Genomic DNA, 20,621 nt, shown 5'->3' with positions numbered 1-20,621 from the left:
CGTCCACAATCAGGATCGCTGCCGGCGCTCCCGCTTCCCTTGTGGATAGCTCCGGATCGCGCGCTCACACCCCGCATGCTCGACACATGCACACACCACATTCTTCCGCACCACAGGCCTTTCCTCACCGCACGTTCGCCGCACTGGGCGGCACAGAAACGGCGCACGAGAGACTCGCCGGGCCCGGATCGACAGCGTCACATCCTGTTCGCCCTGAAGCCAAGGCGCCAAGCTCGACGCCAAGCGGTGCGGCGAGGTCCGATCCCCAGATCCCGACAGTCATTCGATGCGAGACAACCGCCGATTTTCTCGCAGCGCTCCCCCGCCTCGTCGGCTTCACTGCACCCGACAGCCTGTTCGTTGTGCTGTTCTCGGAGTCGCGAGCTCATGGCGCAATGCGCGTCGATCTGCCCGACGGGGAGTCCCCGAAAGCAGTCGATGCGTACATCGCTGAGCTCATCGAATGGGTCGCCCACGCCGAGCGTCAACACGGGACGAACCGGCCCGCGTTCGTTATTACGAGCTCGCTGAGTTTTTCGGAGGCCGGCGAGATTCCGTGGCGGCGCTTCGCCGGACGCCTCGACGCGCAGCTCGAGCGTGCTGGAATCTCCCCGCGAGAGCTGTGCTGCCTCGCCCCTGCCGACGCTCGCGGAACTCGGTCAGCAGCGTCGCGTGCGACCCACCGAGCGAGACGCCTTCGCAGGGGCCCTCGAACGCGAGCGGGCTAAACGTGCTCACCCGAGCTTCGGCGACACGCTCAAGGCTGCAGCTGACTGGCACGCGCTCGGCGACAGACAGGCAGCACGGTTACGCGATCGGCTCGAAGTCTTGTTCTCGCCTGGCAAGCGAACGCTGGAGGAGTGCGCGTCGCTCGTCAGCGACCTGACGACCGACGCCGGATGGACGTGCTGTTTCGATTCCCTCGCCACCGCCGCGTCTACCGCGCACGATCCTGCCGCGGCTCGCGACCCTGATCGTGCCGCCCTCTCGAGGCTCGTGGCAGCCTCGGACACGCTAGCCTTCATCGCGCCGCTCGTCTCCCGCAGCGAGCGGGCCGCGTTCACCGCGCTTTGCGCGCTTGCCTGGTGGTTCCGCGGGCTCGAATCGGTTGCTACAGCGCACGTTGCCGAGGCGCTCAGACTCGACTCCGCCGACGCCGTTGTGCAGCTTGCGGGCGAGGTGATTCACAGTGGGAGCTTCACGCTGACGACGCGGGGGCTCGACTAAGTCACGGTAGTCGGGTCGCGCCACCCTGCTCGACTTCGCACGAGCCTCCGGCTAGATTCGGTGGACATCGAACCGGAAGGACCACATGTCAACGACGACGTACCCGACGCTGTTCAGCCCGCTCGACCTGCCAGGAACACCAGTGACGCTGCCCAACCGGGCGATCATGGGTTCCATGCACCTCGGTCTTGAGGAGCTGCCCGGTGGGTTCGCACGCCTCGCGGCGTTCTATCGGGAGCGCGCGGCAGGCGGTGCAGCGCTCATCGTGACCGGAGGGGTCTCTCCAAACGCTGAGGGCAGGCTCACTGCTGGGGGCGCGACGATGGCGAGCGAGGCAGACGCGGCGCCGCACCGCCTCATCACGGGTGCAGTGCACGAGGTCGGTGGCAGGATCGCATTGCAACTACTGCATGCCGGCAGGTATGGTGCGCAGCAGGATCTCGTCGCGCCGAGCGCGGTTCGAGCACCGATCTCCCCGCTCACGCCTCGTGAGCTCACTGACGACGACATCGAGCGCACGATCGCTGACTTTGCGCACGCGGCAAAGCTTGCGCAGTCAGTCGGCTACGACGGCGTCGAGATCATGGGGTCTGAGGGCTACCTCATCAACGAGTTCATCGCGAAAGCAACGAACATGCGCGACGACCGCTGGGGTGGAGACCTCGCGGGCAGGCTCAGGCTCCCCACCGAAGTCGTGCGGCGCGTGCGAGAAGCTGTCGGGTCGGACTTCATCATCATCTATCGGCTCTCCATGCTCGACCTGGTGCCAGGGGGCTCAACCCTCGCCGAAGTGATCGAGCTCGCGCAACGCGTCGAACGAGCCGGGGCCACGATCATTAACACCGGGATCGGATGGCACGAAGCGCGAATCCCCACGATCGCCGCATCCGTGCCTAGGGCGGCGTACTCATGGGTGACGCGCGAGCTCCATGGCTCGGTCGCCGTGCCAATCATCGCAACGAACCGCATCAATACCCCCGAAAGCGCGGAACACGTCCTCGCGTCGGGCGACGCAGACCTGGTATCGCTCGCCCGGCCGTTCCTCGCTGACCCCGAGTTCGTCTCGAAGTCCAAGGCTGGCACCCCGGAGCGCATCAACACATGTATCGCATGCAATCAGGCATGCCTCGACCACACGTTCTCGGGCAAACTCACGTCGTGCCTGGTGAATCCACGCGCAGGCCACGAAACCGAGCTCATCATCGCTCCGACAGGTCGCCCCAAACGGCTCGCCGTTGTCGGCGCTGGGCCTGCTGGGCTCGCATACGCCGTCACGGCTGCCGAGCGAGGTCACGCTGTCACGCTCTATGACGCGGCCGACAGGATCGGCGGCCAGCTCAACGTCGCCCTGAAGGTTCCGGGCAAAAGCGAGTTTCGGGAGACCCTGCGGTACTTCTCCGAACGGCTCCGCGAAACCGGCGTCGACGTTCGGCTCGGCAGCCAGGCAACAGCGGCTGCGATCGCGGCAGCGGGGTTCGACGAAGTTATCGTCGCGACAGGCGTCTCGCCTCGGGTACCCGCAATCCCTGGCATTGAGCATCCGTCAGTTGTCGGCTACCTTGAAGTACTCCGAGATGGCGCGGCAGTCGGGCGCAGGGTCGCCGTGATCGGAGCCGGTGGCATCGGATTCGACACTGCCCAATTCCTCACCGAGCCTGCCGACTCCCCGGGACTGCGGGGCGAGCCCGCAACCGCAGGCGAGTTCTTCCACCACTGGGGAATCGATCCGTCCTACGAGCGAGCCGGCGGGCTCACTGAGCCCGCCGGCTTCACTCCCGAACGCGAACTCGTCATGCTGCAGCGAAAGCACTCAAAGCTCGGCAAAGACCTCGGCAAGACAACCGGCTGGATCCACAGGACCGAGCTCACTCGCCGCGGCGTTCAGATGATTGCCGGAGTGGAGTACGAAAGGATCGACAACGCCGGTCTCCACATCTCAGTCGAGGGTAAGGCCCGCGTGCTCGAAGTCGATTCGATCGTGATCTGCGCCGGTCAGGAGTCCCGGCGGGGTCTCGCCGACGAACTCACCGTTCTCGGCGTACCGACACACGTCATCGGGGGCGCCGACGTCGCAGGCGAACTCGATGCGAAACGGGCAATCGACCAAGGCACCAGGCTCGCGGCCGCGGTATAGGTCGGGCAATACCGACGGTGGAGCGCGCACCCCGTCTAGGCGCCCGCGCCGCACTCCGGATCGGGCTGCAGTTCCACGGCAGGCTCTCCCTGGCGCGCTGCTGGCTGCACCGGAATGCTCCCCGTCTCGATCGGGGCGAACTCGGGCTCGGCAACGACAACCGGGGCCTCGAGCGCAGGGTCAACCTCTGTCGGCTGCCGTTCCGCGTCACGGATCGCGAACAACGGCAGGAAGACCTGGCACAGCGGGCCGATGAGCACGGCAAACGCGAGCGTCCCGATGCCGACGGTCCCTCCAAGCAGCCAGCCGACCACGACGACGAACACCTCAAGCGCGGTACGCACGACCCAGATCGGCAGCCCAGTCACCTCGTGCAGGCCGATCATTAACCCATCGCGAGGCCCAGACCCGAAGCCGGCGCCGATGTAAATTCCGCTCGCGATACCCACAAGCAGTACGCCGAGCAGCATCACCGCGATTCGAACCCAGAACCCGTCTGGTGTCGGAAACAGGGCGAGGCCGACGTCAGCGAAGACGCCGATGAGAATCGCGTTGGCGACCGTACCGAACCCGACGCGCTGACGGAGCGGAATCCAGCACAGCAGCACGATGCCACTCATGATGATCGTGATCGTGCCAAAGCTCAACGGCAGGTGGTGGCTCAGCCCTTGAGTCAGCACGTCCCACGACGCCGCACCAAGGTTCGACTTCAGAATGAGCGATACGCCAATGCCAAACAGTGCGAGCCCCGCAGCGAGTTGGAGCACCCGGCGAGGCAATCGATCAAGCGTCTTCAGGGCGCGCGGTGTACTCACTCAGCTAGTGTAGTGGCCGCGAAGCGAGTGACGGCGGGTTGCGTTTCGCCACGCGGAGGGGGCTTCGTGAACTTCCCACTGCGAGAGCGTGATATACCTGTGAAAGCATGACGAGGGAAGGACCCACCGTGGATGATCAGAGCCGAGCGCCGCTCGTGGCGGCGGAGTCGCTGAAGAACCATCACTTTTCCCTTGCGTTGTTGAATGATCCCCCACTCAACGCACTCGTTGAGCTGTTGCTTGGCATGGCCCCCGGGGAGCGACTCGCAAGCGAGCGTGAACTCACCCAGACGCTGAACCTCAGCCGGAACACGCTCCGCGATCGTATGAGCAAGCTCGAGTCCATGGGGGTGCTCAGCAGGAAAGAACGGCAAGGTACCTTCTATACAGGGGTGCAGCCAGAGCAGACCGGCGACGTGCTCATCCTCGGGCTGATGTTCCAGCAGATGACAGTCGAGTCCCTCATCTCGGTTCGACACGCGCTCGAGCGTCAGGCCGCCATCGAGGCGTGCGTCAACGCTGACGACGCGGCGCTCGCGGCGCTCGAAGACAGCCTCTCGCGCATGCATGGCACCCAGGACGGCAAAGAGCTCCTCGAAGCCGACGGCGCCTTTCACCGCGCCATGTTTGCGGCCTCCGGTTCGCCCGGGCTCATCTTCTTTTCTGAGATGCTCCAGCCCGTCCTCCAAGGCACGTTGCAGCACCTCACGCTCGAGCAAGACTTCGAGACCATGCGGAAGGTCCACGACGACATATTTACCGCGGTTCGCGCCGGCGACGTCGCCCGCGCCTCGGCAACTGTCGACGACCACTTCGCATGGCTCGACGTGCTCACCGAGCGCGAGCGTGACGCCAGCAAGCCCTAGTTCACTGCTGCACCGCAGGGGGCGCCGAGCTCTGCACCAGCCCGCCATCGACAGGCAGACATACGCCGTTGACGTAGCGGGCCTCGTCAGATGCGAGGAAGAGTGCGGCATTCGCGACGTCGAACGAGTCGCCCATCTTGCCCGTGGGTGACAACGCATCCCGTGCGGCCACCATTGCTTCAACGCTGTCGTACGCCGAGCTAATCTGACGGTAGATCATGGGTGTGTTGATGTACCCGGGGGCAATCGTGTTCGCTCGAATACCGCGCGAGGCATACTCGAGTGCAAGGTTCTGTGTGAACTGTGCGACGGCCCCCTTCGTCGCCGAGTAGCTCGGATAGTTGTAGCCGATGTAACGCATTCCCCCAACGGAACCGATGTTGATGATGCTGCCGCCGCCCTGTGCGAGCATGTGCGGGAGCACGTGTTTGCATGTCAGGAAGATGCTCGTGAGGTTCACGTCGATGGAGAACTTCCAGTCCTCGACCGATTGCTCGATCGGACCCCCCATCCGCGCCACACCGACGTTGTTGTGCAGCACGTCAATTGCACCAAACTCGGCGATCGTCTCGGCAACCGCGTTTTCAATCGAGGACTCGTCAGTAACGTCGCCGACGATCCCCAGCACTGACGGAGAAAGGCCGAGCGTCGCGCACTCTTCGCGGACCCGTCGTGTGCCGCCCTCGACCGCTTCAGCGCTCAGGTCGACGATCGTCACGCTCGCACCCTCTCGGGCGTAGGTGATCGCGGCGGCCAGGCCGTTGTTTATTTCGCCTCCGACAGAGCCCCCGCCAAAGACGATGCAGGATTTTTTCGATAGACGGTTCATTGGGTGCCTTTCAGCGGGTCTTCGGTGGGGCGGTGGTAGTGGTGATGATCGAGTTGGGGAGCGTGCTGGGTGGGAGCGGCGAGACACCGCTCCCACCCAGCACAGCGTCAGGCAAGCGTGCGCTTGACCGCCGCGACGATGTCGTCCTTGGAGGGAATGACGACTTCTTCGAGGGGCTGCGAATACGGGATCGGCACTCGCGCTCCCCCGACCCTGACGGGCGCGGCGTCAAGCTTGTCCCACGCGGCCTCGACTGTCTGCGCGACAAACTCAGCACCCCAGCCGTAGTCGCGCACGGCCTCGTGACCTACGACAAGGTGTCGGGTTTTCCCCACCGAGGCGTAGACCGCGTCCATGTCGAACGGGTAGAGCGTCCGGGGGTCGAGGATCTCGACTTCAATGCCTTCGGCTGCGAGTTCCTCGGCCGCAGCCATCGAGTAGGCGAGGATCTGCTGGGTCGCAACGATCGTCGCGTGCGTTCCCTCCCTCGCGATTCGAGCCTGCCCAAACGGGATCGGCGTGAAGTCGACCGGTCCGCGGTCGTAGTACTGGTTCTTGTGCTCCAGGAAGATCGTCGGATTGTCGCTCGCCGCGGCGGTTCGGAGCAGCCCGTACGCATCGCCCGGAGTCCCTGGAACAACGACCTCGAGGCCAGGGATGTGTGCGAAAAGTGTCTCGAGCGACTGCGAGTGCTGCGCAGCCTTGCCAATACCCGATCCGCCGTTGCTTCGGATAACGAGCGGTGTGTCGAACTGTCCGCCAAACATGTAGCGGGCTTTCGCCGCCTGGTTGATGATGCCGTCGAAGCCGAGAAACGAGAAGTCCGAATACATGATCTCGAGAATCGGCCGCGTGCCCCGTGCGGCTGCAGCCGAGACGGCCGACAGCAGCACTTCCTCGCTGATCGGAGTGTCCATCACACGGCCGCTGCCAAACTTCTTCCTGAGTCCGCGCGTCACCCCATAGGTTCCGCCCCCAGTTCCCCACGTCGTGATGTCCTCTCCGAGCACAAACGCCTCAGGCGTCGACTCGAGGATGTCGTGCATCGCGGCGTTGAGCGCTCGCCAGGTGACGAGGTCCTTTGTCTGTGTATTCATCCCTGCGTCTCCTTCGCGTACACATCAGTGAAGGCCTCCGCGGGGTCCGGGAAGGGCGACTTCCGCGCGAACTGCTCCGCCGCTTCGACCTCTGCAAATACCCGGGCGGTCATGGCCTCCCAGCCCTCGGTGGTGATGGCGCCCTGTTCGATGAGCTGGCCGAGGAGCTTCTCGATCGGGTCGTTCTTCTTCGCCGCTTCGACCTCGTCGGCGCTGCGATAGATCTCTGTGTCCCCGGCCATGTGCCCGAGGTAGCGATAGGTGTCGAGCACAAGAAACGTCGGCCCCTCGCCGGCGCGTGCCCGCGCGACAGCCGCGGAGGCCAGTTCGTAGACCTCGGCGAGATCCATGCCGTCGCCGGAGAACGACGGCACACCGTACGCCTCGCCACGGCGCGACAGGTCGATCTGGGCGACCATGTCCTCGATCGCGGCCGACTGCGCGTAGTGGTTGTTCTCGAGCACGAAGATGACAGGCAGCTTCCAGATCGCTGCGAGGTTAAACGCCTCCGCGAGCACTCCCTGGTTCGATGCGCCGTCACCGAAGTACGACACCGCGACAGTGTCGTCACCCTTCATTTTTGAAGCGAGGGCGGCACCGGTTGCGATCCCGATCCCCGCGCCAACGATGCCGTTCGTGCCGAGCACGCCGAGTTCCTTAACACCGATGTGCATCGAGCCGCCCTTGCCGTGGCAGTAGCCGTCGGCTCGACCGAGGATCTCGGCCATCGTGCGGCCGAAGTCCGCGCCCTTGGCAAGCGTGTGTGCGTGCCCACGGTGGTTACTCGCGATGGCGTCGTCGTCGCGAAGCGCCAGCGAGACACCGACCGCAACCGCTTCCATTCCGAGCGACGGATGCGTTGATCCTCTGATGAGGCCCTCGTCCGAGAGCAGCGGCATCCTTCGTTCGAACTCACGGATTTTTGCCATGAGCTCGAGCCCAGCGAGCCCCTGCTCTGCTGCGTGAAATGTCGTCATGATGGCCCTACTCGATCGTTGCGATGGTCTCGTCGAGTGAGACCATGTCGCCGGCCTCTTTCTTATGCGAGATGACCCCTGCCGCTGGTGCAACAAGCTCATTCACAAGCTTCGAGGTCTCAATCGAGGCAATGTTTTGTCCCTCGGCAACTGTTGCGCCGTCTTCGACGAGCCATTCGACAAGGTCGGCTTCTTCTTCGTCGCCGAGCAGGTCCTTGGTGAGGTTGACGTCCATGGGTGTTCTCCTTCTGAGTGGTGGTGGATGGTCTATGAGACGGTAATTGTTGGGGCGTCCAGGCGCTGCACCGTGAGCTCGAACGTCGCCGCGACGAGGTTCTCCCCTGGCACGAGCTCGCCGGCTCGGATGACTCCGTGGCGGTCGACGAGCGTGCAGCTCAGGCGCGTCTGCAGTTCCCCTGCCACGCGGCGAACGTCCCCGATAAGGGCGATCACCTCCGTTGCCGGGCCGTCGATCACTGTGTGCCCGCCTGTCGCACGGTCAACAAAGGTCGCGCCGACGAAGCTGCCGAGGCCCGCCCGCACCGAGGCGCGGTCAAAACCCGCGTCCGCGCAGATGCGGATCAGCGCGTCGGTGATGTCGATGCCTGGCAATACGCGGGCAATGACCGTGTCGGCCTCGCCGCCCGGCTCGACGTCAGTCGTCGGGCCCGGCTGCTGGGTTGCGTTGCTGTCGTGAATCATCACGTGTCCCCGTTCTCGTTCGGTAGTGTGCGCGTGCGGTGTGAACACCGGCATCTTGGTCTCAGGGTCGGTCGTGCTCCGCCATTGCGCATCGAACACTGCGGTGACGACAGCAACAGGAGCAGCCTCGCCGGCCTCAGTCTCGAGCCAGACGTGTCCGCCTTCGAGGCCTCCAGCTGGGGCTTGCCACAAGCAGTGGCTGTGCATGTACGGGGCCTCGTCGCGGATCCCAAGCGTGACGGAGCCGTAGAGCAGGTTGGCGCTGTCGTGGTGCCGCGTCGCGGAGAAGCTCAGCGCCTTCTCGGAGGTCGCAACGTCGGGTACGCAGTAGCTGAGCGGGGCGTAGCTTCCGCCGTGGATCTCGGCGAACCCACTGTCGGCGCCAAGGGCGGTGAGCGTGTCGTGGAGCTGATCGATGACGGGGCGGCCGCCACGGAGCTCGCAGAGTGCGCGCAGTGTGCGCACGTTTCGGGTGAGAATTCGGGGTTGGGTCTTGGGACCAGGATGCACTAATGGCAGCATCGGGTCCTCCTTCCAGCTTGTGACCGTTGGGAAGAGTCGAGAAAGAGCGCTGCACCCGCGGTGAGGGGTGCTGTCGGTTCGCACCCGGATAGGGGCGAACCGACAGCGCGCTAGGCGTGCGGCGAGGTATTAACCGATGGCGGTTCCGCCGCAGACTTTGAGGGTTTCGCCAGTGATGTAGCTCGCACCGGGCGAGGCGAGAAACGCGACCGCCTGGGCGATGTCAGCGGGCTGTCCGATGCGCTTGATCGGCTGCGCATCGACGGGGTAGGGAACGCCGGCGGTCATCGGGGTAGCAACGGGCCCGGGGGCGACAGTGTTGCAGGTGACGCCAAGCGGGCCGACCTCTTTCGCAACCCACCGGGTGAAGGCGATGACGCCGCCCTTCGAGGCCGCATAGGCCGGGCCCGTGCGAGCAGCCCCATCACCGCCGGAGTTCGCTCCACCGATGATCCCTGAGATAGAGCTCACGTTCACGATGGCCCCCTGCCCGGCATCCCGCATGTGCGGGTAGACAGCGCTCTGGGTCATCAGGAACGTGCCTGTCAGGTTCGTCTCGAGATCGCGAGCCCACACGTCGTCGCTCATCTTCTCGAGGCTCAGCCTTCCCGCCGTGCCCGCGTTGTTCACGAGAACGTCGAGCGAGCCCCAATCTGAAACCAGGCAGTCTATGCAGTGCTTCACTGCCTGCCGATCCCGAATATCGACGATCTCGCTCCGGGCCCGCACCGAGCCACCAGTACGTTCGGCGATCGCAGCCACCGTGCCCGCTCCGTCGATCACATCGACAACGAGCACGTCGGACCCGCGCTCCGCGAGCTCGATCGCGATCGCCGCGCCAATTCCACCGGCCGCACCGGTCACGACGCTGACCTTGCCAGCAAATTCATTTGACATCTTGCGAACTCCTTCGAAGGGCTAGAGCCCGAGCAGGTCGGGCAGCCAGTTGCTCAGGGCTGGGATGAAGGTCACGAAGAGCAGCACGATGATGCCCGAGACCACAAATGGCACCACGCCCTTCACCGCTTCGCCGAACGGGATCTTCGCGATGCTCGCAGCGACGAAGAGGTCGATTCCGACCGGCGGCGTGATGAGGCCGATGGCGAGGTTCATTGTCATCATCACGCCGATCGTGGTGAGATTCATGCCGAGCTCGAGGAGCACCGGAACGAACAGCGGAATGAAGAGGTAGAAGGCCGAGATCGCGTCGAGGAACATTCCCGCGATCAGCAGCGCCAGGTTAATGATCAACACGAGCAGCACCATGCTGTCGGTGAGGCTCAGCATCCAGTCAGCGACGTGCTTCGCGATCTGGTTGCGCGTAATCACGTATGCAAACAGCGTCGCCGAGGCGATGATGAGCATGATGCGCCCCGACATGATCCCAGCCGAGGTGAAGATCTTGAAGACCTCGGCAATCTTCAGGTCGCGAGTGACGAACAGGCCGACGACGAGCGCATAGACGGAGGCGACCGCGGCCGACTCAGTTGGGGTGAAGATGCCGCCGTAGATGCCGCCAAGAATGATGACTGGAACCAGCAGGCCGGGCACAGCTCGCAGGAACGCTCTGAAGACGACCCCGGCTGGGGCCCGCCGAACTCGCATGCCGATGCCTGCACCCGAGCTTGCGTTCTCAGGCGTGACGTCGTCAATTGTCAACAGACCAGTGTTGTCGGCAGTGCTCGCGACGGCGCCCGTCGCGGTGACTGTTGCAGTGCGCTGGCGAGTATTCTTCCCCATTGCCTCGCTCAGGTGAGCGGCGGCGTTCGACTTCGCAATCTCCATGTCGCGCGGCAGGAACCGGGCGATGAAGTAGAGCACGACCACGAGGATGAGGCCGGGAACCACGCCCGCCATGAACAAGCGGCCGATCGTCACGCGGTCGACACCGGGACCTGCGTAGTCTGCAGCGACCACGGCGAACACGATGTAGGCGATGCTCGGCGGAAGGATGATGCCGAGTTCGCCCGAGGTTGCGACGAGCGAGGCTGCGTGCCGCTTACTGTAGCCGTGCTTCGCGAGCGCTGGGATCAGGATCCCGCCGATTGCGGCGACAGTCGCTGGGCCAGAGCCTGAGATCGAGGAGAACAGTAGGGCAGTCAGGATCGCGGTGAGCGCGATCCCGTTCTTCATATGCCCGAAGCACGCATCCGCGAATTCTACGAGCCTCCTCGAAATGCCCGTGAGTTCCATGATCACACCGGCAAGGATGAAGAATGGAATCGCAAGCAACGTCTCTGAAGACAGCCCCGCGTACAAGATGCTTGATGCTGGGGCGAGTGCCTTCACGCCGCCGGTAAACAGGATCGTGGCGAACGCCGACAGCCCCATCGACATAGCGACCGGGACGCCAATGAACAGGCAGACAAGGAACGTACCGAATAGTACGAGTTCAATCATTATCGTCCGCCCTCCTTCGGTCCGGATGTTGGGGTGGCGGGCGTACCGCCTTCCTGGTGTGCGCGCGCAAGCAGCTCAGTCTCGGCTTCGACAGCGGCTGCGACTTCGAGCGCTTCAGCTTCTTCGCCCTTGAACGCTTCTCCACCTCGCAGCTCGATCACGCAGACCTGGATCGAGCGGATCGCCCCAAGGAGCGCTCCGAGGGGAAGCCCCATTGAGAAGATCCACTGCGGGAACTGCAGCGCAGGGGTCAGGCGGCCAGACTCGAGCTGTTTCATCGCTGTTTCAAAACCGAGCCAGAGCAGAATGAGGAAGAAGGTGAGCATGCCGGCGCAAATGACGACGACGACCACTTTGCGGAGTGCTCCGCGACTCGAGTCGCGGAGCAGGCTGAAGCTGGGATGGGTACCGAGCCGCGTCGCGGCAGAGGCGCCAACCATTGTCAGCAGCACAGCGAGATTAATCAGGAGCTCGCTGGTGAACGAAAATGAGGCGTGCAAAACATAGCGCGCGATCACGTTGGCGAACGCCAGCAACGTGATGAACAGAAAAGTGATCGCGATGATTGTGTTTTCGAGCCTGCGCAAAATGAGATCAAACATGAGTGATCCGGTTCGCTGTGGGGCGGCGCAGGTGCCGCCCCACAGAGCGAACTACTTCGGCTGCACTGCCTCGGCGACCTCAGCCGTCCACTTGTCGGCGTAGGCGTCGTAGACCGGCTGCATGGCCTCGCGGAACACCGCGAGCTGTTCTGGAGTGAGTTCGGTCACCGTCATGGCGTCCTTCATCTCCGCGAGCTGCTCTGCCTCGCGGTCGCGGCTGAGCTTGACCTGGAACTCGTTGGCCTCAGCCGACGCTTCTTCCACGATCTTCTTGTCTTCGTCGCTCAGGCTCTCGAAGAGGTCCTTGTTCATACCGAGAATCAGCGGATCGTAGACATAGTTCCAGACCGAGAGGTACTTCTGTACCTCCATGAGGCCGTTCGAGTAGATCACGTCGAACGGGTTCTCCTGGCCGTCGATCGTGCCGTTCTGAAGCGACGTGAAGACCTCGGCGAAGTTCATCGTGACAGGGTCTGCACCGAGCTGCTTGTAGATGTTCAAAAAGAGTTCGGAGCCCGCGACGCGCAGTTTGAGCCCGTTGAGGTCGCCCGGTTCGGTGATCTCGTGCTTGCTGTTCGTAATCTGGCGGAAGCCCGACTCGCCGAAGCCGAGCATCTTGATGCCCATCTCGTCGGTGAGCTGCTCGTAGATCTCAATGCCGCCGTCTGCCATTGCCGCGTCGGCTTCAGCGTAGTCGGCGTACAGGAAGGGCGCGGTAATCGCCGAGAATCGTGGGTCGATACCCGAGTAGATGATCGGCGAGTTGTATGAGAATGCCTTGTCGCCGTTCGCAAGCATCTCGACGCCGGCCGCAGGATCTCCGCCAGAGAGCTGCTCATTCGCAAAGAGGTTGAGCGTCATCCGCCCATCCGACTTCTCGTCGAGGAGCTCGGCGAACTTCTCTGCCCCGGCCCACCATGCCGACGCCTCAGAAACCGTGATTGTCATGTCCCAGCTATAGCTCTCTCCGCCGGCGCCGCCAGACGGTGCGCCACCACTCGAACAGCCAGTGAGCGCGAGGGCTGAGACCGCTAGGGCAGCGATCAAACTTGTCTTCTTCACGTGAATCTCCTCCTTGAGATATCGGTACCGGTTGGATTGTTGTGTCCGTCCAGGTCAGACAGGGTGAGAGCGAGGTACCGCCCTCGGAGCGGGTCCAGCTGAGTGTCAGACGGGCCGCTCGGATTATTATGCACGCTCTGGTAGAACCAGGCAACCGTTGGGCGCCATTGTCTCGCCACAGCCACAGCGGCGAAGTCCAGGCCGCCCGCCCACTCCCCTGTCGCAGCAACGAAATCGGAGCCCGCCCACAAGCTCGGCGGGCCGCGGCATCCCGGGCGTGGCGAGGCCGTGAGTTAGCCCGCCACCGACAGAACGAGCGGGATCGTGACGAGCGCGGCAACACTCGTGACAAGCGTTGCCGCACCGACGAGACGCACGTCACCGTCATACTCAAAGACGATGACACTCGCGGTCGACGACACTGGCATCGCAGCCATAATCACAGCGGACGCGACCCATTGGGGCGCCAGGCCGCCCCCGAAGAGCGCCACAGCAAGGATCGTCAGCAGCGGCAGCGCCACAAGCTTCACCACCGACGCGACAGCGACGCCGGCGACCGACACGGCACCCGAGCGCATCCCCGCAAGAGCGGGCTTGATCGTGAGCCCGACAGCGAACATCGCAGCGGGCACAGCGGCGCCCCCAAGCATCTCGAAACTGGCAGCCAACACGGTGGGCACCACAATGTCAAGCAGATTGACCGCCGCGCCCGCAACCACCGCCAGCACCACCGGGTTCAGCAACAACGAGCCTTTTGCGAGCCTCCAGAGCAACCGCCAGACGCCCCGCTCACCCTCGCGACCACCGCGCGCCGTGCCCCCACGAATGGACTTCAGTAGCGGGTAGCCGACCATGAACAGCAGGTTGTGCAGGAGCTGCCCCAGGGCTGCACCAAGCGCTGCGCCAGGGCCAGCGACACTGAGCACGATGGGCACGCCAAGGTACCCGACGTTGCCGTACGTCGAAGCGACAGCAAGCGGGCCGGGAGCGAGGCCAGCCCGCCCCGCGCTCCCACGCCCGCGAACGAGAAAGGCCCCAAGGTGCACGAGAGCGTAGACAAGCGCGGTAGCCCCGAGCGAGATTCCAACGAACGCGAGCGGGACGCCGTCTCGGATCGGCGCGTTTGTCACAGCCACGAACAGAAACGCAGGCAGCGCGAAGGTGAACACAAAGGCGTTGAGCCCAGCCTGCGCACTGCGAAACCGTGGCGCGAAGCCAGCAATCATGCCGAGGCCGAGGAGCACAAACATCGGCGCGATCGTTGACAGCACGCTCAGCATTTCACATCTCCGTCTCGAAGTAGTTAGTGGCGAGGCTTTGACCTTCGCGCTCAGTCATGTCAGGATACCCCTGGTTCTACCAGACGTAATCAATGAGGATGCACAGTGAATACCCACACAGCCCATTCGCCGACGACACCCACCCACACACCGTCGCTACCGCACCACGGCACTACCGAACGAGTCTCGCGGATTCGCGCGACAATCGCGAAACGAATGCTCGACTCGCTCGATACGTCCGCGCAGCTCACTGCGACGGTCGAGGTTGACTGCAGTGCGATCTCAGACATCCGACGCGAAGTGAAACAGCGCTTTCGCGAGCAGGAGGGTGTCGGGCTCAGCTATCTCCCGTTCATTGTGCATGCTGCGGTCGAGGCACTCAGGGATCATCCCAAGCTGAACGCAACGATCGACCTCGACGCCGGGGTCATCAGCCATCCTGACGGCGAACACATTGGCATCGCCGTCGATACGCCCCGTGGCCTGCTCGTGCCCGTCATTCGAGATACCGCCACGCTGTCGGTCCGGTCGCTCGCGACGGCCATCGCGGGCGTCGCCTCACGCGCGCAAGCGGGCAAGCTGACCGCCGGTGATCTCGCCGGCGGTACGTTCACCGTCACGAACTACGGCTCGGTCGGCACGCTCTTCGACACGCCAATCATCAACCAGCCGCAGGTCGCTATCCTCGGAACCGGAGCGCTCACGCGCCGCCCGGCCGTGATCCAGCGTGCCGACGGGTCCGAAAGTATCGAGGCCCGCGACATGATGTACCTCTCCTTGAGCTACGATCATCGGCTCGTTGACGGCGCAGACGCTGCACGGTTCCTTGGGCAGGTCAAAGCCCGGCTCGAAGCAGGCGAGTTCGACGTGTAACGGGGCCAGCGCGCTACACGAACGTTGCGCCGGGACCAGCGATCGCGGCGATCCCGCGCAGCACTGTCTCGGCGACGACCGCGCTCGAAGTCGGGTTCATTTCGGAGACCGCGTTCGTCATCACGAACCTGTACTCCCCCGCAGCTCCGGCCGCGGCGATCTCGTGCGTAGTGCGCTCGGCACGAGGATCAGCGATGAGCCGCACGCGCGTCTCACGCCAGAGCCCGGTCGCGTGGGCGAGCGCACACGCGACGTTCAAGGACCCCGGATAGCGCGCGACGGCTTCCGCAACGGTCCCCTCGAACAGGACGAACGGCTCAGTGGCGCTCTCAAGTTCTCGCACCTGCTGGGCGCTCATCCACGGCTGCGCGAGCGAGGCAGCGTCCTTCGTCGAGGTGAGGCTTGCGCTCGTGATGCCGTCAGTGATCCCGCCGGGCCGCGCCGCAGCCGCGAGCAGGTCGAGACCACCGATCGCCCCCGTCGCGAGCCGGAGTGTCCCGGGCCCGCCAGTGAGAGCCTCGCGGCTTGCGGGGTCTGCGAGCGCGCCGATCGAGACGATGAGCAGGTCGCGCCCAGAAGCGATCACCCGCGAGCCGATCGACTGTGCTGCGGCGATCCCGGCGCACTCGACAACGATGTCGCTCGCGCGGATCGCCGCGTCGAGATCCTCACCGAAGTCAGTGACGCCCGCTGCGAGCTGCCCGACGGCCTGCGTGAGCGCATCAGCCCGCCGTGTCACGACGCCCGCAAGCGCGGCGCCTGGGACGTTGCCTGTCGCGAGCTCCTCGATGACCCGCGCACCGATCGCACCACTTCCCACAACAGCCACACGCAGCACGTTCTTAGCGGGAGGGCGGCCGAGGTCGACGGATCGCAATGCAGTCAGGATCTCGGCTTCGAGGTCAGTCGTGCCTGCGCCTCGCTCGGCCCACTGCCAGATTCCAGCGAAGACAGCCGTAGCCCGAGCAGCCGCGACGATCTGTGCAGGGATTGCTCTTGCGGGTGCGCTTCCGCTGCCTGCGGCGAGCGCGGCTGCGAGCGATGCCTGGCGCAGCGCCCTCCCGGTTCCGAGTTCCTCGCGCACCCCCATTGCGTCGGCGTTCGCGATTGCCAAAGCGAGCGTGTGCGGCGGGGACGCCCCAATCTGGCTGGCCAAGGACTCGGCGGCTTGATCCGGGCTTTCACCGCGCCCTGGCGCCGCAGACGCCTCGACGAACTTGGCAATGTGCTCGTCGAGCGCGTACCAAAACGTCGCCGCCTTGCCATCGAAATAGTTGAAGAAGGAGGATCGGCTGACGCCTGCCCGCGTCGTAATGTCGGCAACGGTCGTCGTGTCGTACCCCTGTTCAAGGAACAGCTCACTCGCAGCGTCCGCTAGCGTCTCCCGTGAGGATGCAGGGGGCCGACCACGCACTACCGATGCCATGCTTTAACTGTAGTCTGCCGCCCCGGGTCTTCCGCCCAGTGCCGGCTCACCGCCTGTCATCCACCCCCAGCAACCCGTGCCCCGAGCCGCCAGCACCACTGTCGCCCGCGCCCGAGTCTGCCGAACCGCCGCAACCCGCACCTTTGCCTGTCGGCCAAGCCACTGCCGCCCTCGCCCAAGTCAGCCGGCCCCCTGCTGCCCGCGCCGCTGTCAGCCGCAACTCATGCGATCTGGAGAAGGAATGTGGATTCCAGCGGCGGGCGGCATTGCTATCGCAGATCTCAAGGCCACTGGCTGAGGCTGGGGCGCACTACCCACGGCGTCACCATGGCATAGGCTCCGAGACGCTCCGGGCCCGGCGTCCGGGGCCTCCACTAGGCTCATCTTGCACACGCCCGCCCCATGATCGGAGCCCACATGAGCCAAACAACACTGCAGGAGTGGGCCGCCGCGCGCGCAGACGAGCTTCCCGGCTCAGCCCCCGAGCAACCGTTCGGGCCCGACTCGACGGTGTACAAGGTGCGCGGCAAGATGTTTCTGCTGCTGTCCGACACCACCGGCGAGCCGTTTGTCACTGTCAAGGCGACGCCCGCCGACGCGTCAACGCTGCGCGAGGCATTCGACGACGTCATCCCGGGGTACCACATGAACAAGCGGCACTGGATCACGCTTCGCGCTGGCGGCGCGCTCGAGGAAGAGCTTGTTCGCGACCTTGTGACCGAGTCATACCTCCTTGTCGTTGAAACGTTGCCGCGGGCTCAGCGCCCGGTGGACCCGGCGACGTTTGGGCAGCAACCCAACTAACCTTCGGGCGTCGTACTCGCTGTAGCCCAGTCACGCGGTGAGCACCCCTCGCGCTGAGCGAACACCCGGGCAAAGGAGCTCCCTGTGTAGCCGAGTGTCGCGGCGACCTCGGAGACCGGGAGTTGTCTCGCGAGGAGTTGTTTGCCAACCGTGATTCGCCATTCGGTGAGGTACCCGTGCGGGGTGGCCCCGACGAGTTCGCGAAACCGTGCGGCAAATGCACTCCGAGACATAGCCGCCTCCCGGGCGAGTGTCTCGAGCGTCCATGCCTCCCCTGGCTCGGCATGGATTGCACCGAGCGCGCGGGCGATCTGTGGGTCGGCGAGCCCGCCGATCATTCCTGTGTTGATGCCGTGCTCGCCGGGCCTGTCGAGCACATGCCGCAGGAGCTTGAGTAGCACGATCTCAAACAGCCGATCTACGATGTGGCGGTGTCCGCAGGCGCCTGCATCAATCTCAGATGCGAGCAGGTCAAGCGTCGCCTCGAGCCCCGCGACCTCTCGGATCGGAACGCTCACGACGTCGGGGAGCGCCGCGACGAGCGGGTGCGAAGCACCGCCCTCGAACGCGAGCGTGGCGCACGCGAGGTCGACGCCCCGGCCGGCACCCGGGGTGAACGTGTGGTCGTGTGCCCGAGGGTAGAACAGCAGCGTCGGTTCTGAGAGCCACCGTCCGGTCCCGGCGCCGTCGTCGACGGCCATTGATCCGGCACGGAGAATGTGGAGGAATCCGCGCCCGGGCAGCGGCTCGAACCGTCGTCTGTCACAGAGGTTGCCGTCGAAGAACTGCTGCGCCTGCACGCCGAACCGGCGAAGCAGCGCGTCGAGGCGGTCGGTTGGTTCCATACGCCAAGTATGGACGATCTGGCAAGCTATTGGGCAAATCTGAAGCGAAACGTCCCAAGATTGACGTCACACTGGTGTCAGCCGGCACGCACCGCCGCAACTCACACAAGGAGAATCTCATGGCACATGTCCCAGTCCTCACCGCAGCAGAGGCCGCACCCGCCGCCCAGGCGAACCTCGCGAAGATCGAGAAGGCCTTCGGCACGGTTCCAAATATGTTCGGGGCCGTAGCGAACTCCCCAGCTGCGCTGCAGTCAATGTGGGGGTCGTTCGGGGCCTTCTCGACTGGCGCGCTCGGTGCAGCTCTCACCGAACAGATCGCTGTAGCCGTCGCCGACACGAATGCCTGTGCATACTGCCTCGCCGCGCACACGGCGCTTGGCGCGCAGGCCGGCCTCAGCGCCGACGAGCTCGCAACCGCACAACTCGCTCGGGCCGCCGATCCGAAGGTTGAGGCGCTGCTGAAGTTCGCGCAGAGCCTGGTGGAGAAGCGCGGCAAGGTTCAGCCGCAGGAGATCACCGGCCTTCGCGACCTCGGTTGGAGCGACAGCCAGATCGTCGAGACGATCGCCCAGGTCGGTCTCAACCTGTTCACGAACTACATCAACATCGCGCTCGACGTTCCTGTCGACTTCCCCGAGGTTCCGTTCCAGCGAGGCTAACCGGCATTGACTGAGCGGGCTTGGCGCTTCCTCGCTCTGAGGCGCCAAGCCCGCACCGCGTGTACACCCCGCACTCACAGCAGGACGAAGCTGAGGCATCCAATAGCGAGCGAGATCACTCCGAGCTGCAGCAGGAGCAGCCGCTGCACGGCCCCACGCTGCTCGGGTACCCGCGCGAGACTCACGGCAAGTTCGACGCGCGCTGGCGACGCCATCATCGCTGTCGCTGCGGCCGCGTTGTGCGCGCCGATTGCGAGCGGAACGTCCAGTCCAAGCGCCCGAGCGACGTCGGTTTGCGCGCCCGCGCCGAGCGCGTTCGCGCCCGAGTTCGACCCCGTAACGAACCCGATGAGCGAAGCAAACAGCGGCAGAAAGAACGGGTAGCCTGCCCCCAGACGCGCGAGAATGCCTGCGAGTTCCTCGGTCATGCCGCTCACTCCCATGAGTGCGCCGAGCACGACAAAGAGCACGGTCGCGGGAGCCACCCGCAGCCATGTCGCTGCGGCAGAGCGAACAGCACCACGCGCCGCGCTGCGGTGCACCGCCAGCAGGGCGCCGGTCGAGACCGACAGCCAGAGCGCGGGCGAGGTCAGGATCGCTTGTGCGGCTCCGCCCCCGGCGGGCAGGAGCGCGAACACCAGTGTTGAAACGAGCATCCCACAGAGCACAATCGCGTAGGGCACACATGCGCGGGCCACGTCGCGCGACATGCCGATGCGGTTGCTGCGGGCGGCACGGAGTCCAATGTGCAGCGCGAGCACCGTCAGCCCGCCGATCGCTCCGGCCGGCGCGGTGCCAACAAGCACGTTCGCCCCGAGCACGGCTGCCGAGAGCGCGAGCGCGGAGCCGATTGCGGCGGTGATCGCTGGCACCCGACGTCCTCGCTCCGATACGAGCAGCGCCGCCGTCACCCCGACGGCAACGAACACGACGATGTTGAAGAGCGCCGTCGTGACTCCGAGCGCATCGAAGTCGACCCCTGACAGGTGCGAGGCGATGAGCGTGCCAGGCCCCATCGATCCCCACGGCACTGCGCAGAGTCCGAGCAGCCCGACGATCGCCGCCTGCTTTCCCGGCAGCCCGATTCCGAGCAGCAGCGGGACCGCGAGCGCGGCGCCAACGCCGTACCCCGTGAGCGACTCGGTGAGCGGCGTGAAGCCGTGCACGATCGCAAGGACCGGAACGATGCCGGTGCCGAGCGAGCTCGTCACCCAGCCGGTGATGCGTTGCTGGTTACCCGTGAAGCGCCCCGCCTCGGCGAAGAGGATCCCGCCGGCGAGCACGAGGACGACCTCGGTCACGACGGGCGCCCATTCAGCTGCGGACCGCAGCGCAGTGGAGACTGAGATCGGGAACACGAAGGCGACGAGTGGCACAAGCACGGCGATCCCGGCGAGCGCGGCGGCACGCGAGGATCTGCCGAGAAGCAGCATGAGGATCACGGCCGATAGCGGCGCGACTGCGGCGAGCGCGCGCACTACTCAGCACCACACGGCAC

Annotated in this window: 21 protein-coding genes; 7 read left to right on the top strand and 14 right to left on the bottom strand. The window is 64.9% G+C overall.

Features of this window, described 5'->3' with window-relative positions:
• Window positions 1–86 precede the first annotated feature (86 nt).
• The 3 genes from KI794_RS04830 (at window position 87) to KI794_RS04820 (ending at window position 3,361) form a co-directional block, all read left to right on the top strand.
• Entirely contained in the window at window positions 87–728 is a 642-nt protein-coding gene (locus KI794_RS04830) for a DUF4192 family protein (protein WP_255809337.1), read from the top strand.
• Window positions 673–1,227: a hypothetical protein gene (locus tag KI794_RS04825; protein WP_255809336.1), complete on the top strand. Its 555-nt coding sequence runs from the start codon at window positions 673–675 to the stop codon at window positions 1,225–1,227. Before KI794_RS04830 ends, KI794_RS04825 begins: the two co-directional genes overlap by 56 nt.
• An 85-nt stretch (window positions 1,228–1,312) precedes the next feature.
• Complete coding sequence (locus KI794_RS04820; protein WP_255809335.1) at window positions 1,313–3,361, top strand: NADPH-dependent 2,4-dienoyl-CoA reductase; 2,049 nt, start codon at window positions 1,313–1,315, stop codon at window positions 3,359–3,361.
• 35 nt (window positions 3,362–3,396) lie between these two features.
• On the opposite strand, the gene yczE is transcribed toward KI794_RS04820, so the two are convergent.
• Window positions 3,397–4,176 (bottom strand): membrane protein YczE, encoded by a 780-nt coding sequence (gene yczE, locus KI794_RS04815; protein ID WP_255809334.1) that lies wholly within the window; start codon window positions 4,174–4,176, stop codon window positions 3,397–3,399.
• A 128-nt stretch (window positions 4,177–4,304) separates the two neighbouring features.
• Here yczE and KI794_RS04810 point away from each other — a divergent pair, with 128 nt between their 5' ends.
• On the top strand, window positions 4,305–5,042 hold the full coding sequence (locus KI794_RS04810; protein WP_255809332.1) for a FadR/GntR family transcriptional regulator: 738 nt from the start codon (window positions 4,305–4,307) through the stop codon (window positions 5,040–5,042).
• Window position 5,043: 1 nt separating this feature from the next.
• On the opposite strand, the gene KI794_RS04805 is transcribed toward KI794_RS04810, so the two are convergent.
• The 10 genes from KI794_RS04805 to KI794_RS04760 all read right to left on the bottom strand — a co-directional run bounded on the left by KI794_RS04805 (window position 5,044) and on the right by KI794_RS04760 (window position 14,513).
• A complete protein-coding gene (locus KI794_RS04805; protein WP_119281556.1) occupies window positions 5,044–5,871 on the bottom strand; it encodes an SDR family NAD(P)-dependent oxidoreductase in 828 nt (275 codons plus the stop codon).
• Window positions 5,872–5,978: 107 nt separating this feature from the next.
• A complete protein-coding gene (locus KI794_RS04800; protein WP_255809331.1) occupies window positions 5,979–6,968 on the bottom strand; it encodes an alpha-ketoacid dehydrogenase subunit beta in 990 nt (329 codons plus the stop codon).
• Window positions 6,965–7,945: a thiamine pyrophosphate-dependent dehydrogenase E1 component subunit alpha gene (locus KI794_RS04795; protein ID WP_119281558.1), complete on the bottom strand. Its 981-nt coding sequence runs from the start codon at window positions 7,943–7,945 to the stop codon at window positions 6,965–6,967. The genes KI794_RS04800 and KI794_RS04795 overlap by 4 nt, the downstream gene beginning before the upstream one ends.
• 7 nt (window positions 7,946–7,952) lie before the next feature.
• Window positions 7,953–8,180 carry a lipoyl domain-containing protein gene (locus KI794_RS04790; RefSeq protein ID WP_255809330.1) on the bottom strand — a complete coding sequence of 76 codons (228 nt, stop codon included), beginning with the start codon at window positions 8,178–8,180 and terminating at the stop codon, window positions 7,953–7,955.
• A gap of 32 nt (window positions 8,181–8,212) precedes the next feature.
• Window positions 8,213–9,169 carry a PCC domain-containing protein gene (locus KI794_RS04785; RefSeq protein ID WP_119281560.1) on the bottom strand — a complete coding sequence of 319 codons (957 nt, stop codon included), beginning with the start codon at window positions 9,167–9,169 and terminating at the stop codon, window positions 8,213–8,215.
• 129 nt (window positions 9,170–9,298) lie between these two features.
• A complete protein-coding gene (locus KI794_RS04780) occupies window positions 9,299–10,066 on the bottom strand; it encodes an SDR family NAD(P)-dependent oxidoreductase (RefSeq protein WP_255809329.1) in 768 nt (255 codons plus the stop codon).
• A 21-nt stretch (window positions 10,067–10,087) separates the two neighbouring features.
• A complete protein-coding gene (locus tag KI794_RS04775; RefSeq protein WP_119281562.1) occupies window positions 10,088–11,569 on the bottom strand; it encodes a TRAP transporter large permease in 1,482 nt (493 codons plus the stop codon).
• The gene (locus KI794_RS04770) at window positions 11,569–12,171 is read right to left on the bottom strand and encodes a TRAP transporter small permease (protein ID WP_255809328.1); all 603 of its coding nucleotides are present in this window, start codon (window positions 12,169–12,171) and stop codon (window positions 11,569–11,571) included. Before KI794_RS04770 ends, KI794_RS04775 begins: the two co-directional genes overlap by 1 nt.
• Window positions 12,172–12,222: 51 nt before the next feature.
• On the bottom strand, window positions 12,223–13,233 hold the full coding sequence (locus KI794_RS04765) for a DctP family TRAP transporter solute-binding subunit (protein WP_255809327.1): 1,011 nt from the start codon (window positions 13,231–13,233) through the stop codon (window positions 12,223–12,225).
• Between the two features lie 293 nt (window positions 13,234–13,526).
• On the bottom strand, window positions 13,527–14,513 hold the full coding sequence (locus KI794_RS04760; protein ID WP_255809326.1) for an AEC family transporter: 987 nt from the start codon (window positions 14,511–14,513) through the stop codon (window positions 13,527–13,529).
• A 105-nt stretch (window positions 14,514–14,618) separates the two neighbouring features.
• Between KI794_RS04760 and KI794_RS04755 the strand changes: the two genes are divergently transcribed.
• Window positions 14,619–15,386, top strand: a complete 768-nt coding sequence (locus tag KI794_RS04755) for a 2-oxo acid dehydrogenase subunit E2 (RefSeq protein ID WP_119281565.1) — start codon at window positions 14,619–14,621, stop codon at window positions 15,384–15,386.
• Between the two features lie 13 nt (window positions 15,387–15,399).
• Here KI794_RS04755 and KI794_RS04750 read toward each other — a convergent pair whose 3' ends face one another.
• Window positions 15,400–16,812, bottom strand: a complete 1,413-nt coding sequence (locus KI794_RS04750) for an aspartate dehydrogenase domain-containing protein (RefSeq protein WP_255809325.1) — start codon at window positions 16,810–16,812, stop codon at window positions 15,400–15,402.
• 417 nt (window positions 16,813–17,229) lie between these two features.
• Between KI794_RS04750 and KI794_RS04745 the strand changes: the two genes are divergently transcribed.
• Window positions 17,230–17,616: an MmcQ/YjbR family DNA-binding protein gene (locus KI794_RS04745; RefSeq protein WP_119281567.1), complete on the top strand. Its 387-nt coding sequence runs from the start codon at window positions 17,230–17,232 to the stop codon at window positions 17,614–17,616.
• Here KI794_RS04745 and KI794_RS04740 read toward each other — a convergent pair.
• Window positions 17,613–18,461: an AraC family transcriptional regulator gene (locus KI794_RS04740; protein ID WP_255809324.1), complete on the bottom strand. Its 849-nt coding sequence runs from the start codon at window positions 18,459–18,461 to the stop codon at window positions 17,613–17,615. The two genes, KI794_RS04745 and KI794_RS04740, sit on opposite strands and share 4 nt — an antisense overlap.
• Before the next feature lie 119 nt (window positions 18,462–18,580).
• Between KI794_RS04740 and KI794_RS04735 the strand changes: the two genes are divergently transcribed.
• Window positions 18,581–19,123, top strand: a complete 543-nt coding sequence (locus KI794_RS04735) for a carboxymuconolactone decarboxylase family protein (RefSeq protein ID WP_255809323.1) — start codon at window positions 18,581–18,583, stop codon at window positions 19,121–19,123.
• Between the two features lie 74 nt (window positions 19,124–19,197).
• Here KI794_RS04735 and KI794_RS04730 read toward each other — a convergent pair whose 3' ends face one another.
• The gene (locus KI794_RS04730; protein ID WP_255809322.1) at window positions 19,198–20,601 is read right to left on the bottom strand and encodes an L-lactate permease; all 1,404 of its coding nucleotides are present in this window, start codon (window positions 20,599–20,601) and stop codon (window positions 19,198–19,200) included.
• Window positions 20,602–20,621: the final 20 nt, after the last annotated feature.

Source organism: Leucobacter aridicollis (genome assembly GCF_024399335.1).
Lineage (GTDB): Bacteria > Actinomycetota > Actinomycetes > Actinomycetales > Microbacteriaceae > Leucobacter > Leucobacter aridicollis_A.
Note: the sequence above shows the minus strand (reverse complement) of the source record. Positions and strands in the feature narration are given on the sequence as shown.

What these genes read in the sequence shown, in the direction of transcription:
- KI794_RS04830 (WP_255809337.1), top strand. Translation starts at nt 87, where the DNA reads ATGCACACACCACATTCTTCCGCACCACAGGCCTTTCCTCACCGCACG.
- KI794_RS04820 (WP_255809335.1), top strand. Translation starts at nt 1,313, where the DNA reads ATGTCAACGACGACGTACCCGACGCTGTTCAGCCCGCTCGACCTGCCA.
- KI794_RS04805 (WP_119281556.1), bottom strand. Translation starts at nt 5,871, where the DNA reads ATGAACCGTCTATCGAAAAAATCCTGCATCGTCTTTGGCGGGGGCTCT.
- KI794_RS04800 (WP_255809331.1), bottom strand. Translation starts at nt 6,968, where the DNA reads ATGAATACACAGACAAAGGACCTCGTCACCTGGCGAGCGCTCAACGCC.
- KI794_RS04795 (WP_119281558.1), bottom strand. Translation starts at nt 7,945, where the DNA reads ATGACGACATTTCACGCAGCAGAGCAGGGGCTCGCTGGGCTCGAGCTC.
- KI794_RS04790 (WP_255809330.1), bottom strand. Translation starts at nt 8,180, where the DNA reads ATGGACGTCAACCTCACCAAGGACCTGCTCGGCGACGAAGAAGAAGCC.
- KI794_RS04785 (WP_119281560.1), bottom strand. Translation starts at nt 9,169, where the DNA reads ATGCTGCCATTAGTGCATCCTGGTCCCAAGACCCAACCCCGAATTCTC.
- KI794_RS04780 (WP_255809329.1), bottom strand. Translation starts at nt 10,066, where the DNA reads ATGTCAAATGAATTTGCTGGCAAGGTCAGCGTCGTGACCGGTGCGGCC.
- KI794_RS04775 (WP_119281562.1), bottom strand. Translation starts at nt 11,569, where the DNA reads ATGATTGAACTCGTACTATTCGGTACGTTCCTTGTCTGCCTGTTCATT.
- KI794_RS04770 (WP_255809328.1), bottom strand. Translation starts at nt 12,171, where the DNA reads ATGTTTGATCTCATTTTGCGCAGGCTCGAAAACACAATCATCGCGATC.
- KI794_RS04760 (WP_255809326.1), bottom strand. Translation starts at nt 14,513, where the DNA reads ATGCTGAGCGTGCTGTCAACGATCGCGCCGATGTTTGTGCTCCTCGGC.
- KI794_RS04750 (WP_255809325.1), bottom strand. Translation starts at nt 16,812, where the DNA reads ATGGCATCGGTAGTGCGTGGTCGGCCCCCTGCATCCTCACGGGAGACG.
- KI794_RS04745 (WP_119281567.1), top strand. Translation starts at nt 17,230, where the DNA reads ATGAGCCAAACAACACTGCAGGAGTGGGCCGCCGCGCGCGCAGACGAG.
- KI794_RS04740 (WP_255809324.1), bottom strand. Translation starts at nt 18,461, where the DNA reads ATGGAACCAACCGACCGCCTCGACGCGCTGCTTCGCCGGTTCGGCGTG.
- KI794_RS04735 (WP_255809323.1), top strand. Translation starts at nt 18,581, where the DNA reads ATGGCACATGTCCCAGTCCTCACCGCAGCAGAGGCCGCACCCGCCGCC.